This window comes from Geomicrobium sp. JCM 19055, from assembly GCF_000698185.1.
Lineage (GTDB): Bacteria > Bacillota > Bacilli > Bacillales > Marinococcaceae > Geomicrobium_A > Geomicrobium_A sediminis.
Genome location: NZ_BAXL01000011.1, coordinates 113,493 through 127,855, shown reverse-complemented (window position 1 = coordinate 127,855; position 14,363 = coordinate 113,493). Strand labels below are relative to the sequence as shown.

Below are 14,363 nucleotides of genomic sequence, written 5' to 3'. Positions count from 1 at the left end.
TCCTCCTAGCGTAATACGTCACTGTTCGTATTATTTAAAAATGCCTCAACTTCTAAACGAGTTGGGAGACCTTCAATATCTCCAGGTGAACTGACGACAAGCGCACCGACGGCAGCCCCTAAATCTACTGCATCATGCAAAGACTTGCCTTCTAATAATCCTACAATAACACCTGAAGCAAATCCATCGCCTGCTCCTATTGGATCTACGATTTGATTCACAGTGTGGCTTTTTACGTAACCTGAACTTCCGCCTTGTTCGGCATAATACGAATGCGATGCACCGCTTTTAATGACGATTCGTTTCGCGCCGTCTATAAATGCGAGCTTTGCAATTTCATCATCCTGGTCAGTCCCATACATCCACTCTGCCTCATCCGCTCCTGGCAAAAATAAATCACTTAAACCAGCGAGTTCCCGCATTCGAATTCTTGCTCGCTCTTCTCCATAATGCTCCATGATTTTAAAACGCAAGTTCGGATCAAACGAAACGTACAATCCTAATTTTTTTGCATAGGAAATTGCCGTTGTAAGAACGTCATCGCACTCAGGACTAATAAGCGGTGTGATGCCAGTAATGTGCAATACTTTCGCATCGCTAAACAGTTGTTCTTCTACCTGTTCGCTGTTCATGAGACTTGCAGCAGAACCTGCTCTGTAATAATGAACGGAACTTTCATTTGGTCGTCGGAATTCTTTAATGAATAGTCCAGTCGGTGCATCGGCTGTCGTTTGTACATAACTTGTGTCGACGCCTTCTCCACGAATCGCTTGGAGTAAATACTGACCAAGTTCATCGTCACCAACTTGACTCATCCAACGAGATGAGTAACCTAATCTCTGAATTCCAATCGCCACATTGGATTCAGCACCTCCATGGCGTTTCGTAAACGTATGTGTATATCGAAGAGGGCCTTGTGATGACGCTTCAAAAACGACCATCGTCTCTCCAATGGTTATAACATCCATTGTAGCCTCCTAGCCTTTTCTATTCTTTCTATCTTTAAAGAACTTCACAAGTAATGGTGTAAATAAAGACAAAATTGCTAAAGCAATCAATGTGGCAGCAATTGGTCTGGTAGCAAAGATCATTAAGCTACCTTCTGACATTGTTAATGCACGACGAAATTCACTTTCCGCCATCGGTCCTAAGATTAATGCTAACACAATTGGTGATGCTGGGAAGCCGTGCTTTTTCATGAAATAGCCGATAATTCCAGCACCGAGAATGACGTAAACGTCAAACATATTGTTATTAATCGCAAATGCACCAATCGTTGATAAGACTAAAATAATCGTAATCATTAACGTTTTTGGTACAAGCAATACTTTCGTAAATAAGCGAATGCCTAGTAAGCCGATAATGACCATAACGATTGCAGCGACAAGCATCCCTGCAAACAGAGTGTACATTAATTCTCCACTCGTTTGGAAAATTTGTGGACCAGGTTGAATTCCTTGTACGACAAAAGCTCCGAGCATGACTGCGGCAACGGCGTCACCAGGAATACCCAATGTGAGCAGTGGAACCATTGCGCCACCTGTCACCCCTTGATTTCCAGCTTCTGCAGCAGCGATTCCCTTCGGATTCCCTTTGCCAAAGAGTGCCTTATCTTCTTTCTTAGCAAAACGTTGGGCTTCATTATACGAAACAAACGCAGCCACATCTGCACCAGCACCAGGGATAATTCCAATAATGGAACCTAAAAATGATGATTTCGTCATCGTCGGGAACAATTTAGGCATAAGACGCCAATTCGTTTTGAGAAGCCTTGCGGCAACCTTCATTGGTCCACCTTTTTCCTTGAAATAATCCTCTGCCATAATAAAAGCCTCTGAAACAGCAAAGAGACCAATCATAATCGGAATAAAGTTAAATCCTTCAAGCAATACAGGTTGGTCAAATGTATATCTAGGATAACTTGTCATAGGATCCATACCGATTGTTGCAATTAATAAACCAACCACACCGGCAATTAACCCTTTAACAAGCGATGCCCCTGCTATACTTGAAATAATGCTCAAACCAAACAAAGCGAGACCGAACATTTCTGGTGCACTAAAATTAAGTGCGATGTTTGCTAGTTGAGGCGAGAGAAAAATAAGCATCAGAACACTAATAATCGAGCCAAATCCTGAAGCTATGACAGCAATATTCAATGCCGTTCTCGCTTCCCCTTGCTTTGTCATTGCATAACCGTCCATTGCTGTGGCAGCAGCGGCTGGAGTTCCTGGTGTATTTAATAAAATCGCTGCAATGGAACCACCATAGATCGAACCGAAATAAATTCCAATGAGTAATAACAATCCTGGTATAGCTTCCATTCCAAACGTAACAGGTAAAAACAGTGCTACCCCCATCGTAGCAGTTAATCCAGGTAATGAACCGATAATGACCCCGAGTAAAACGCCTGTTACGAGTAAAATTAAAATCATAGGATCTGCTAAACCGAGAAAGCCTTCCCATAGATTCATACAAAGCCCTCCTTAATAAAGCAACCCATGAGGAATAGGAACATGTAGTAGATGTTCAAATGAATACGAAACAATTAACGGCAAAAGAATAGCTGCCGGTATGATAAAGTACCAACGACGTTCTCCTAGAAGTAGCAAATAACCTACTGTAAAAATCACCGTCGAAACGACAAATCCAATGGGTTCAACAAGAAAGACGTAAACGCCAAATGCAATCATAATAAAAACAACATTTAAATTGAGTCTCTTATCTGTATCCGTTGGAGTTTGAAAAGCTAAAATAATTGCAAGTACAAACAACAACACGCTTAGTACTTGAGGAAAAAAAGGCGGGACCTGGTGCAGCCCCGCTTGATGGAGTAAAGCTTTGCGCCATAATAAAAGCCGTAGCCGCAAAAACCAATAATAGTAAACTAATGATGTGGTTAGCATGAAGTCTTTTCATACGGTTAGTCCCCTTCAACTAGTTTAAATCTAAGGAAGGAATTAGTTCTCCAAACAATGCATCTTGATCGTCCATTAATTCCGTAAATCCTGCTGGATCTGCATAACGATAGCCAAGTTGTAAGGTTTCAATACGCTCAATAAAGTCATCACTTTGTGCGGTTGTTGCTGCAGCATCAGCTAACACATCGACCACTTCATCTGGTGTGTCTGCTGGAACAGTGATTCCTCTCCACGTACCAATCGATAACTCAATGCCTGTTTCCGATAATGTCGGCACGTCTGGAAGTGCATCAACACGCTCATCAGCCATAACTGCTAATACTCGTAAGTCCCCATTTTCTACTTGGTTAATGACCTCTGCTGGACTTACACTTACTGCATCAATGTGTCCACCGAGTAGGTTGTTAACCGCAGGAGCTGCTCCGTCAAAAGGAACGTGGTTGAATGAACCGTCGATTTCTTGCTCAAGTGCAGAAGCAGCTAAATGCCAAATTGCACCTGTTCCTGAGTTACCAATTTGTAAGCTTTCACCTGATTCTGCAGCATCAATAAAGTCTTCGATCGTTTCGTACTCTGAATCTGCATGTACCGTAATGGCAGCAGAGTCTTCATTTAAAAGTGCAACCGGTTTAAAGTCTTCTTCATAGCTTAATTCTGCGAGTCCACTATGTGGAAGCGTTAGCAATTCTACAGTTACAAGTGTCATTGAATGACCATCTGCACTACTGTTTGCACCTGCTTGCATCCCGACAGCACCGCCACCGCCTTCACGGTTTGACACGCTAACCGACTCACCAAGTTCTTCTTGTAAGTTATCTGCAAATGCACGAGCGACTAAATCAGTTCCCCCACCTTCAGCATAAGGAACGATCACTTCCAATGATTTCTCAGGGAAATTCTCTGCAGCCTCTTCTCCATTTGCTTCCGTTGAACTGTCATCTCCACATGCTGCTAATGCCATTAGTGGAACAATCATACCCATACCCAATAAGTACTTTTTCATTAATGATACTCCCCTTTTAATGCTCATTTTTTTTAACTTTCAAAAACTGAATGTACTTCTAAACCCGCCTTACATCGTTCCTAATTGTGGAACAACGTTCTTTATATTAGCTATACATCTTAATGATGGCCTAATTCCTTAGAGATCTGATGGCATGAATTTGTTAATAATTCAACAACGTGTTTCACTTTGTTATCGTCCATACGATCGAGTGGACCCGTGACACTAACCCCATAATTCACTTCACCTACGTGGTTGTAAACTGGTGCCGCGACACAACGAATGCCTCGTTCATGTTCCTCATTATCAATGCTATATCCTGCACCTTTGATACGTGTAATTGCATGTTTTATCTCTTTTTCTGTTGTCACTGTGTAATCTGTATATTTCTGTCGATTGGGTACTTGCTGAAAATATTGCTCTAACTTTGCCTCGCTAAAGTGCGATAACAATACTTTCCCAACGCCTGTACAATGCATTGGAGCACGTCTACCTACGCGAGAGTATATGCGAATGGTATTTGAGTGTTGTTCAACTTTATCTAGATAAACAACTTCATAATCTTGTTGTTCAACGAGATGCACAATTTCATTCGCTTCTCTACTCAATTCATCTAAAACGGTCTAGCAATTGAAGTAATTTCCATTTGCTTTAGAACATATTGTTGCATTTCTAAAAATTTCAACCCTAATCGATAATTTCCATTTCCTGGTTCTTGCTTGACATATCCGTGTGCTTCTAGACTACTTACAATTCGATGCACAGTGCTCTTCGCTACCCCTAAACGATGGGATAATTCTGTAACACCAAGACCGAAATGATGTTCTTTAAGTAAGTCTAATACACGCATAGCACGATCGATTGACTGTAACATATCTCCCCCTCCTGTTCTTCATTATGGAACGGCGTTTCACTTTTGCTAAGAGCATTATATTCTTATATGTAAGCGGTGTCAACGTATTTTTCATTTATTTTCTAAGATGCGAAAATACACCCTCTAGAACGCAAAATAAAAGCTGCAACAAGACATGATCTGTCTTGTTGCAGCTTTGTTCTTACGCGACGTCGTAACCTAGTTCTTCAATCATTTCTTTTAATTCTGCTTCTTGGACTTTACTTGAATCAAACTTAATCTCTACTGTTCCGTTACTTAGATCAACGTCTACCTCTTCTACACCAGCTTGTGTCCCTACCCCGCCTTTAATGGATGAAACACAGTGACCACATGACATTCCTGTTACGTTTAATTGAATGGTTTTCATTTTAATTTTCCTCCTGCATTTGTAAGATCAAGTCGTCAGCTTTCTTTTGATTACGCTCGTAGCCTGTATACACAATTGGCTTTTTTAATGAGCCAACGAGCCCGCGACGTTTAAATACGAGCCTGGAACGACTCTTGATCCTGTTAATTTTTTTAGTTCACTTTCTTTTTCTTCATTATTACTTAGATCATGCTCAACATATTGAACACCAGCATCTTGAAGCTTTTCTTTTGTTTTTGCACAATCAGAACACATCGGACGTGTGTAAATTGTTAAGTGATACATGCGACTTCCCTCCATTACTGAATTTCAATTACAAATGGAAAAGCAATCACGCCTGCATCTTGATACTTAAATTCTGCCCAAAGCTTGTACGTGCCTGGTTTTTCAAAATGAGCTTCAAATGTCGTTGCATCGTTAGAAGTTGGATGCACGTGAATAAATTGTTCAACGTCCTCATCGATGACTACGACATGCCCAAGAGCTCCAAGGTATGGCTCAAGGTTATCGTAATCGGTACTAAACGTGAGCGATGTCGTTTCCTCAATCGTTTTTCCTTCTACGTCTAACTGCACTTTCTTACCTTGAACTTCTTTTTCAAGCTCACGATCGGTTTCTAAGCTTGCCTTTTCTGTCTCTGCCTCACCTACTTGAAGCGGAATCGCTTCTGGTGCATAAGCGAAATCTTTTGGAGTAATGTCTACAAAGAGATGATACGTTCCTGACTGAAGGGAGTGTTCAACCTCATATACCCTTCTGCCAGGCGTTCGGGATGAAGATGGTGATACGCTTTTAGGTCATTCGAAACTGCGATGAGGTGCATTTCTTTCTCATGATTCACAGCAAGTTCAGGCGGCTCTCCATTTGGATCTTCCAACGTAAATGTGAGACTATCTTCATTTTGGTCCACGTTCACTTCTACTTCTGAATGCATTGAATGATGATGATGGTCATGATGATCGTGATTGTTCATGAGTTCTTCCTCCTCTTGAGTGGTGTCATGAGCATGATGTTCTTCATGATCGCCACCCTCTAAAATTGAATTACCCGTAATGACTGCGTAACCTACAATCACAACTGTCAAATAAACAAGTCCGCTAATCACCCACGTGCGTATTTTCATGATGACCGTTTCACTCCTTTAAAAGACATTCGTTGCAATCGCAAGGCGTTCCCAACGACCGATACTGAACTGAATGCCATCGCGGCACCTGCCACCCATGGAGCTAATAACCCTGCTGCAGCAATTGGTATTCCGACAGAGTTATAGAAGAATGCGAAGAATAGGTTTTGCTTAATGTTTCGCATCGTCTTCTTACTAATGACAAAGCTGTCAGCGACACTATGAAGATCGCCACGCATTAACGTTACATCTGACGCTTCAATGGCAATGTCTGTTCCAGTTCCAATTGCCATTCCAATATCTGCAACGGCAAGCGCTGGCGCATCGTTAATGCCATCACCAACCATCGCGACGAATTTCTCGTTTTGCTGTAACTTCTTAATTTCTTCTGCTTTTTGTTCTGGCACCACTTCAGCAATCACGTCATTGATCCCAACTTGCTTTCCAATTGCTTCTGCGGTTTTTTGGTTGTCACCTGTTAACATGAGTACTTCTAAGCCTAAATATTGCATTCGTTTAACAGCTTCTACAGACGTTTCTTTAATCGTATCTGCAACCGCTACAATTCCGACGACTTGCTCATTAATAGCGATTAACATTGCCGTTTTACCAGCAGATTCAAGGTTCTCCATTTCTTTGTTGAATGCATCAAAGTTAAGGTTAGATTGACGCATTAACTTTCTTGTCCCAACGAAAATTTGTTCGTCATGTACCGTCGCTTTAATTCCAGCTCCTGGTAAAGCTTCAAAGTCTGTTGGATTCTCAAATTTAATCTGACGATCTTCGATACCCGTTACAATAGCTGCTGCAAGTGGGTGTTCTGAGTTCTTCTCTGCTGAAGCCACTTTGCTAAGAATTTCTTCTTCGTCTAATCCCTCAGCGAGAATGACATCCGTAAGTTCTGGCTCGCCTTTCGTAATGGTTCCAGTCTTATCAAGTACAACTGTCGTCACTGATTTCGTATTCTCAAGGTGTTCGCCACCTTTGAACAGAACGCCCATCTCTGCTGCACGACCTGAACCAGCCATAATTGAGGTTGGTGTAGCCAGACCTAGTGCACATGGACAAGCAATGACTAAGATCGTAATTAATGGAACGAGAGCTGAACGTACATCGCCGGGTTCGATAATAAAGTACCATGCAAGAAATGATCCAATTGCAATGAGTACGACGATCGGTACGAATACCCCAGACACTCGATCGGCTACTCGTTGAATGTCCGCTTTACTTCCTTGTGCGTCTTCTACGACTTTAACAATTTGTGCGAGTGCTGTATCTTTTCCAACACGGGTTGCTTCAAACGTTAAACTACCGTTCTTATTCACCGTTGAACCGATTACGTTGTCGTCTTTTTTTCTTATCAACTGGAATACTTTCACCCGTAATCATTGACTCGTCAATGGCAGAAGATCCTGAAATGATGACACCATCAACTGGGATTTTTTTCTCCAGGGCGAACGATGACTTGTTCGCCGACTTGTACGTCTTCGACAGCAATTTCTACTTCCACACCATCACGTACAACCCGTGCTGTTTTTGCCTGCATGTTAAGCAGCTTCTCGATGGCTTTTCCAGTACGTCCTTTTGCCCGTACTTCAAAGAGTTTCCCTAAAATGACGAGTGTAATAATGACAGCCGCTGCTTCAAAATACAGTTCTGGCATACCTTGACCGCCACCTGCTTGCCACTCGTACCCGAGAAAAATACTATAAAAATACGCTGTAGTTGTACCCAATGCGATGAGCACATCCATGTTCGCACTTTTTCCTTTTAACGCTTTGTATGCTCCTACATAAAACTGAGCACCTGCGATAAATTGAACGGGTGTTGCTAACGCTAACTGTACCCAAGGGTTCATAAACATCTCTGGCATATAAAGAAAGGATGTAAATTCAAAATGTGTAACCATCGTCCACAACAAGGGAAGCGTTAAAATCGCTGCGAAAATGAATTTACCTGTCTGATGACGAATCTCTTTTTCTTTCGCATCCACCGTGTCTTCCTTCGACTGTTGCTCTTGCAACGTGTAACCAATCTTTTGAACTGAATCAATCAGCTTGTTTGTTAATTGTGCCTTCGTTGTACTCAACTGTAACGTTTTCTAATGCAAAGTTTACATTTGCCTTTGAAACACCGTCTGTCTTGGAAAGCTTCTTTTCAATCCGGGTCGCACAAGCGGCACATGTCATTCCAGATATATCAAACGTAATGCTCTCATGTTGCACATGATATCCGAGCTTTTCTATTTTATCTTCGAAAGCTTGGACGTCTAATTGTTCAGGATCATACGTTACATTTGCCTTTTCAACGGCAAAATTCACATTAACCTCATCAACGCCGTCCATGCGTTGTAGACCTTTTTCTATTCGGTTGGCACAAGCGGCACACGTCATTCCTTGGATCGGAATTTGTACTTCTTGCTTCGCCATCGCTGTCCCTCCTACGTACAACAGTTAACATTTTTTTATAGTCTTTCCTGCTGTTGTTATCTTTATAATACAATACCCCAGTGGGGTATGTCAACGATTAATAATTGTTCACACAGCCACTCACTTGAGCTTGCTTTGTTTGCGGGTCACAGTGGCACCTTAACTCCTCTTTGTGACTACGTTTCTTCTCTGGTTTAATCCAACGATCCGTCTCAACGCGGTACCATAGTACAACCGCTCGAATAACAATATCAATTCCGATTGCTAGCCACACGCCAGCAATGCCTAACTCAAATTGAATGGCTAAAATATAAACGAAGACGGTACGGATCAACCACATTCCGATCGTCGTCAAATACATCGGGAATTTCGTATTTCGCGCCCCTTGGAAAGCTCCCGTTAGAATCAACAAAATTGCCAAGAATGGCTGAAAGAACGTTGCGATCTTTAACGCTGTCCCAATTTCTGCTTGAACGACTGGGTCATCTGTAAAGAAGCTTCCCATCCATTCACCGAAGATAAATAACAAGATTCCCATGAAGACCATAAAGCTCGCAGATATCAAGGCAATGAGCTTAGCGTAGCTTTTTGCCTGTTCATATTGCTTCGCTCCGACGAGCCTTCCAACGATAATTGTCGCAGCTGCCGCAAACCCGTAAGCGATCATATAAGAGAACGTTTCAATGTTTCCCGCGATTTGATGTGCCGAAAAAGTACTCGTTCCTAAAGCAACGATAAATCCGAAATAAACCACTTGTCCAATTCGCATTGCTAGACGTTCACCAGCTGCTGGTGCTCCAAGACCGAGTAAGTCTTTCTGATTTTGAAGGTTAAATCGAAACTGCTTCTTCTTAAGATCAATGGCATCATTTTTTCTTACATAATAGAGTAGCATTCCGACCCCTACAACTCTTGCCAGAACACCGGCAATCGCCGCACCTACAATACCTAAAGGGGGTATGAATAAAAATCCAAAGATCAGCAAGTAATCAAACACCATGTTTACGACGTTTGCGATAATGACCGCCTTCATTGGCGATTTCGTATCTCCTGTACCCCGTAGAATACTGCTTAAAACAAACATTAGCGCCATTATAATTGAAGGGATCGCTAAAATTTGAAAGTAAACCGTTGCTAATTGTAGTACTTCTGGCTCTACACCTAATAACTGAATAAGGTTTTCTGCAAAAAAATAGCGTAATGAATCCAAGAAATAATCCTACAATAACTGCTTGAATCATTCCTTGTTGAGCAATTTTAGATGCTCTTCGGTCGTTGCCTTCACCTCTTGCGTTGGCCATGAGTACGTTAACCCCGACACCAATTGCCATAAATACTGCAAAGTAAATTGCAAGTATGGCATTCGTAACACCAACCGCAGTCACTTCTTCTAAGCCAACTTGGGCGACAAACAACGTATCAACAAAACCGAGCAACGTCTGAAAGAAATTCTCAATCACTGCCGGCATTGCGAGAACGAGGACAATCTTGATTTTTTCAGATGTTCGTAAGCCCTCTTGCAACGTACGATCTGCAATACTCATGTTCGTTTCCTCCTCTGTGTGATTACATACTACTATACCCCCCTATAGTATTTCAAAAGAAAAGATTTCCTCTTTATGAAGTTCACTACTCATTAGCGTTTGATTACATGACGTAATTATTCAACCTATTGAGACACAAAAAAGCTACCTCAACAAAGACACTGACTTTGTGAGATAGCTTTTTCTCAACACGTTACGACCTCGAGTCCCATTCGCCAAACCTTCTCGGATCAGCTCCACCTTTTATGGTGTTTTCGTTATAATCAACGATCAGACTTTGAACCGCTCCGAAGTGGACCGCATTTCGGGAATTATCGATCGTGTAGCCGTCCTCTTCAAGCGATTCTGAGACGTTCGTAGAGAGCCTTCCTTCAATTTGAATCGTTGGATTATGAAGATCATAATACGATCGGTTTTCTTCAATGGCTTCTTCAATCGGCTGTTCAAACATTAAGTGACGCACGAGAACTTGTGTAAGTGTTGATGTTATTCTCCTGCCCCCAGAACTTCCGATTCCAATAATCGGGTAGTCATCTTTAGCAAGAATGGTTGGTGAAATATAGCTAATCGGTCGCTTATTCGGCTCGTAACGGTTCGGTGACGTTGCACTCACTGAAAAATTGTCCAGTTGATTGTTTAAGAAAAAAACCATCTACATATTTTCCAGAACCGAAAAAGCTGCTTAACGTGTTTGTTGCTGACACCATCGTACCGTCTTGGTCGACAATAACAAAATGTGTCGTATTGCCATCTTTCTCTCCACCTTCAAGATCGGTTGGAAATTCCTCGTCTTCAGCTTTTAATGAAATGTCATTGGCAAGTTCCTCCGCGTATTCTTCTTCTAAAATTTCATTAAGAGGGATCTCGACAAACCGGGGATCGCCAATCATTTGAACACGATCTTGATATGCTTTTCGTGTAATTGCCCCGGTCCATTTCATAAACTCTGCAGACTGGTCACTCCATCGATCAATTGATAACTCCTCGGCCATTTGTAGAGAGTGTAGCAACATCGTTCCACCCGCAGGTGGCGGAGCAGCGTACACATCAAAATCCGAAAACGTTGATTGCACAGGTTCCACAACATCAACATTATAATTTGCAAGGTCGTGCCGATCAATGGAGTTCGTGTGCAATGCAATGTTGTCTCCAATTTTGCCTTTATAAAAAGCAGATGGTCCTTCTTCTTGAATTAGCTTAAGCGTCTCTTGTAAATCCTCTTGTTTCAACGTGTCTCCGACATCAATGGCACGTTCATTCGGATAGAATTGCTCAGCCGCTTCAGGTTCTATATAGTTGTAAGCATTCTGAAGGTGCGAATGAAGCGAGTAAGAGACTTCAACACCGTCTCCTGCGAGTTGAATCGCGGGATCGAGTAAGCGATTCATCGACCATGAACCATATTCTTCATGAACTGTGTCCATGCCAAGAACAAAGCCTGGGACTCCAATTCTTGAATCTGGTATTTCTTCTTGGTCTGGAGCCACTTCTCTATAGTCATATGCAACGGGTGACTCTCCTGCTGGATGCACGAGCATAACCCCGCCTCCGCCAATACCTGACGCTTGTGGCTCTAAAACACCCAGAGAATAAGAAACAGCGATCGCAGCATCGATCGCGTTTCCTCCTTGATTTAATATATCCATCCCAATCGCTGTTGCTTCTGGATTATCCGTCGCAACACCAAATCCGGGACTTTTCTTCTGACTCTCGACTTCAAGGGCATCATAGTCCGTCGCTTGACGCTCCTGATCTGTGTCTAGTGAGTTAATGAACAGGAGCAGAACAGCAATCAATAGGAGACACACGACGAATAAGCTCTGATTACGGCTCGAAGACATACGATCACGCCCTTTTTTCCTTACATGAATACGAGTAATACCATCAAAGTAAGAATAAACCCGATGATTGAGTGCGTAGAAGCACTACCTTTTTGGTATTTAACCGTTTTGATACATTTTTCTTTAAATGTTAGTTGTGACATTCTGTTCTCTCCTTACATGAAGAATAGTTGGTATACGAGTAAAATGCCGAACGTCGTCAAGCTTAAAAGTGCTGTACTGGCCATCGTTGCCACGAATCCTTGACGTTGAATGGTATTGGCAATTAAACCTGGCACAATCAAACCAATCGCTTGAAGATGTGCTACTTCTTGTGGAGTAAATCCAAAAAAACGTATCAAACCCTAGTTTTAATATGATTCCGGTTAAAAGCATGGCCGCAAATTTCCTACGACCGTATAAAATTGTAAATCGATTAATCACGTGCATAACGACGAGGTACGTCGCGAAGCTGATAAATAAAATAGAGATTGCATACACTGGTGTCGCTACGACAAGTGCGATATATCCTGGTACGACTAAGCCCGCGGGAACGATGCCTGTTTTCTCAGCGAAGAATAAACTGAGTGTTACACCGGCAACGAGTGCTACGGTTATTTCTGCGATATCCATGATCAAACTCCTTAATTACGATTGTTTTTAATTGATTGCTGCAACTTTTTCTTCAATCGGCATTTGCATTTTCTTTAATTCATGAGTGAGTGGTTCAGCTGCACCATGAATGTTACCAACGCCGTAAATGACAGTTTCTTGAATGTATGGTTTGATTTCTTCGAGGATCTCCTCTGTTGAATACCCTTCTAAATTCAGGAGGTGTTCTGTTGGGATGTTGCCATTATTGTAGTTATCAACGATTGGAGCAGTCGTTTCCCCGATAATAACGAGCGTTCGACATGGAAGATAAGGAAGTACATCGTGTGCAAACTGTTCCGTTCGTTCATAACGATCACTACGGCAATTCATAACAACAACCGCATCATTCGTTGGATAACCGAGTGTTTGTACTCTTTCCCAAATGTTGATCGTAGACGTTGCGTCATTCGCTGCGAACCCGTTCACAAGAAACGATGGTTGTTTTTGATTTAAATCGAGTGGTGTAATTTGAAGAGAACCTGGATCTGGCCAAGCATTTAACATACCTTTAAACGCAGTTTCTTGATCAATTCCTAATGCATCGGCAACTGCTAACGCTAACGCTGCATTTTCTGGAAAGACCATATAATCAAACTGAAGTAAGAAAGCTTCTGGAATTCTAGATGTATCACAAACGATCACTTTCGTATTGCGCTCTTCTGCAATTTCTTTGTACATCGGTACGTAAGGACTTTCATTCACGATCAAGTGACCGTTATGAGGAATGGTAGCTGTAAATGCATAAGCAACTTCATCTAGTGTCGGACCGAGTAAATCCATATGATCTTCAAGTACGTTTACGATCACACCGATATTCGCTTTTAGCATCTTCTCTTGAAAAACGGTTTGGTAGTCCGGTGTAACAGCCATACACTCACTGACGAGCGCATCGGCGTCTTCTTCCGCCACTTTTTTTCATTACTCCTTTTTGTTCACCAATGTTCGGACCTTCTGGGCGGCGGACAATTGGATCTTCTTGATCCTTGTACCAATAAAGCATTCGTGCTTGTGTACCTGTTGTTTTCCCAACGGTTTGGTAATTCGCTTCCGTTAATACGCCTGTGACTAGTCGAGTAACGGTAGATTTCCCACGAACACCATTAATGTTGATTCGAACCGGAATGGCCTCAACATTTCGGTTATGTTTTCGATGTTCAAGAAAACCGAATACGAGTAAAGAAAGTAGACAAATGGTGATGATGAATAGCATAATTCGACTCCTTTGTTAGCGTTTATGAATGCATAATTTAATTAGAATTGCTAACACCATCCGTTAGTATAAAGGTGAAAAATAATGACACCATCACAGCAAAGTTAAAAACTGTTACGAAACGATTAAACGCAATTTTTATTATTTTATGTAAAACGATGTCGAGAAAGAAAACATAGGGATGAGGCACTATACGATAAGGTGTGATTTGATCTAGTGAGCCAAGTCTTTCGTAGATTAAAGTAATAAATAAGCAAAGCATAGTCACATTTTTTTATAGGAAAAAACAGCTTTAATTTAGCTGTTACGTAACTGTAACTTTAGATGGAACTTATGTACTAAAAGCTAGATTTAAAGTATTTATAAACTAAAATAATATGAGCTTTAGAAAACCAAC

Annotated in this window: 14 protein-coding genes and 4 pseudogenes; all 18 read right to left on the bottom strand. The window is 41.7% G+C overall.

All coding sequences use genetic code 11. From position 1 onward, the window contains the following. Positions 1-5: 5 nt before the first annotated feature. A complete protein-coding gene (locus JCM19055_RS11310; protein WP_042359788.1) occupies positions 6-968 on the bottom strand; it encodes a sugar kinase in 963 nt (320 codons plus the stop codon). A gap of 9 nt (positions 969-977) precedes the next feature. Next, complete coding sequence (locus JCM19055_RS11305; RefSeq protein ID WP_042359787.1) at positions 978-2,474, bottom strand: tripartite tricarboxylate transporter permease; 1,497 nt, start codon at positions 2,472-2,474, stop codon at positions 978-980. 12 nt (positions 2,475-2,486) lie between these two features. Continuing rightward, on the bottom strand, positions 2,487-2,906 hold the full coding sequence (locus JCM19055_RS23755) for a tripartite tricarboxylate transporter TctB family protein (protein WP_052366246.1): 420 nt from the start codon (positions 2,904-2,906) through the stop codon (positions 2,487-2,489). A 31-nt stretch (positions 2,907-2,937) separates the two neighbouring features. Continuing rightward, complete coding sequence (locus tag JCM19055_RS11295; RefSeq protein ID WP_052366245.1) at positions 2,938-3,924, bottom strand: tripartite tricarboxylate transporter substrate binding protein; 987 nt, start codon at positions 3,922-3,924, stop codon at positions 2,938-2,940. A gap of 119 nt (positions 3,925-4,043) precedes the next feature. Further along, positions 4,044-4,532: an IclR family transcriptional regulator gene (locus JCM19055_RS23750; protein WP_152549844.1), complete on the bottom strand. Its 489-nt coding sequence runs from the start codon at positions 4,530-4,532 to the stop codon at positions 4,044-4,046. Between the two features lie 5 nt (positions 4,533-4,537). After that, positions 4,538-4,798 (bottom strand): IclR family transcriptional regulator, encoded by a 261-nt coding sequence (locus tag JCM19055_RS23745; RefSeq protein ID WP_052366243.1) that lies wholly within the window; start codon positions 4,796-4,798, stop codon positions 4,538-4,540. A gap of 181 nt (positions 4,799-4,979) precedes the next feature. Beyond that, on the bottom strand, positions 4,980-5,186 hold the full coding sequence (locus JCM19055_RS11285) for a copper ion binding protein (protein WP_042359786.1): 207 nt from the start codon (positions 5,184-5,186) through the stop codon (positions 4,980-4,982). Positions 5,187-5,270: 84 nt separating this feature from the next. Next, complete coding sequence (locus JCM19055_RS11280) at positions 5,271-5,471, bottom strand: glutaredoxin (RefSeq protein WP_042359785.1); 201 nt, start codon at positions 5,469-5,471, stop codon at positions 5,271-5,273. A 14-nt stretch (positions 5,472-5,485) separates the two neighbouring features. Next, positions 5,486-5,761, bottom strand: coding sequence for a hypothetical protein (locus JCM19055_RS23740; protein ID WP_052366242.1), 276 nt, complete (start codon positions 5,759-5,761; stop codon positions 5,486-5,488). A gap of 125 nt (positions 5,762-5,886) precedes the next feature. Beyond that, positions 5,887-6,309 carry a hypothetical protein gene (locus JCM19055_RS23735; RefSeq protein WP_052366241.1) on the bottom strand — a complete coding sequence of 141 codons (423 nt, stop codon included), beginning with the start codon at positions 6,307-6,309 and terminating at the stop codon, positions 5,887-5,889. Continuing rightward, a pseudogene (locus JCM19055_RS11270) lies at positions 6,306-8,738 on the bottom strand (heavy metal translocating P-type ATPase). Before JCM19055_RS11270 ends, JCM19055_RS23735 begins: the two are co-directional and overlap by 4 nt. Positions 8,739-8,835: 97 nt before the next feature. Further along, positions 8,836-9,948, bottom strand: coding sequence for an MATE family efflux transporter (locus JCM19055_RS11265; RefSeq protein ID WP_370543085.1), 1,113 nt, complete (start codon positions 9,946-9,948; stop codon positions 8,836-8,838). A 49-nt stretch (positions 9,949-9,997) separates the two neighbouring features. Further along, positions 9,998-10,207 (bottom strand): annotated as a pseudogene (locus JCM19055_RS31660) (MATE family efflux transporter); the annotation flags it as partial. A gap of 268 nt (positions 10,208-10,475) precedes the next feature. Continuing rightward, on the bottom strand, positions 10,476-10,895 hold the full coding sequence (locus JCM19055_RS23730; protein WP_052366240.1) for a gamma-glutamyltransferase: 420 nt from the start codon (positions 10,893-10,895) through the stop codon (positions 10,476-10,478). Continuing rightward, complete coding sequence (locus JCM19055_RS11260; RefSeq protein ID WP_052366239.1) at positions 10,858-12,123, bottom strand: gamma-glutamyltransferase; 1,266 nt, start codon at positions 12,121-12,123, stop codon at positions 10,858-10,860. The genes JCM19055_RS23730 and JCM19055_RS11260 overlap by 38 nt, the downstream gene beginning before the upstream one ends. A 20-nt stretch (positions 12,124-12,143) precedes the next feature. Further along, entirely contained in the window at positions 12,144-12,266 is a 123-nt protein-coding gene (locus JCM19055_RS29405; RefSeq protein WP_255343394.1) for a hypothetical protein, read from the bottom strand. A 12-nt stretch (positions 12,267-12,278) separates the two neighbouring features. Beyond that, positions 12,279-12,735, bottom strand: a pseudogene (gene pgsC, locus JCM19055_RS11255) (poly-gamma-glutamate biosynthesis protein PgsC). A gap of 27 nt (positions 12,736-12,762) precedes the next feature. Continuing rightward, positions 12,763-13,966, bottom strand: a pseudogene (gene pgsB, locus JCM19055_RS11250) (poly-gamma-glutamate synthase PgsB). Positions 13,967-14,363: the final 397 nt, after the last annotated feature.

Bases quoted from the DNA above. Each gene is read 5' to 3' on its own strand.
- JCM19055_RS11310 (WP_042359788.1), bottom strand. From the start codon at position 968: ATGGATGTTATAACCATTGGAGAGACGATGGTCGTTTTTGAAGCGTCA.
- JCM19055_RS11305 (WP_042359787.1), bottom strand. From the start codon at position 2,474: ATGAATCTATGGGAAGGCTTTCTCGGTTTAGCAGATCCTATGATTTTA.
- JCM19055_RS23755 (WP_052366246.1), bottom strand. From the start codon at position 2,906: ATGCTAACCACATCATTAGTTTACTATTATTGGTTTTTGCGGCTACGG.
- JCM19055_RS11295 (WP_052366245.1), bottom strand. From the start codon at position 3,924: ATGAAAAAGTACTTATTGGGTATGGGTATGATTGTTCCACTAATGGCA.
- JCM19055_RS23745 (WP_052366243.1), bottom strand. From the start codon at position 4,798: ATGTTACAGTCAATCGATCGTGCTATGCGTGTATTAGACTTACTTAAA.
- JCM19055_RS11285 (WP_042359786.1), bottom strand. From the start codon at position 5,186: ATGAAAACCATTCAATTAAACGTAACAGGAATGTCATGTGGTCACTGT.
- JCM19055_RS11280 (WP_042359785.1), bottom strand. From the start codon at position 5,471: ATGTATCACTTAACAATTTACACACGTCCGATGTGTTCTGATTGTGCA.
- JCM19055_RS23735 (WP_052366241.1), bottom strand. From the start codon at position 6,309: ATGAAAATACGCACGTGGGTGATTAGCGGACTTGTTTATTTGACAGTT.
- JCM19055_RS11260 (WP_052366239.1), bottom strand. From the start codon at position 12,123: ATGTCTTCGAGCCGTAATCAGAGCTTATTCGTCGTGTGTCTCCTATTG.
- JCM19055_RS29405 (WP_255343394.1), bottom strand. From the start codon at position 12,266: ATGTCACAACTAACATTTAAAGAAAAATGTATCAAAACGGTTAAATAC.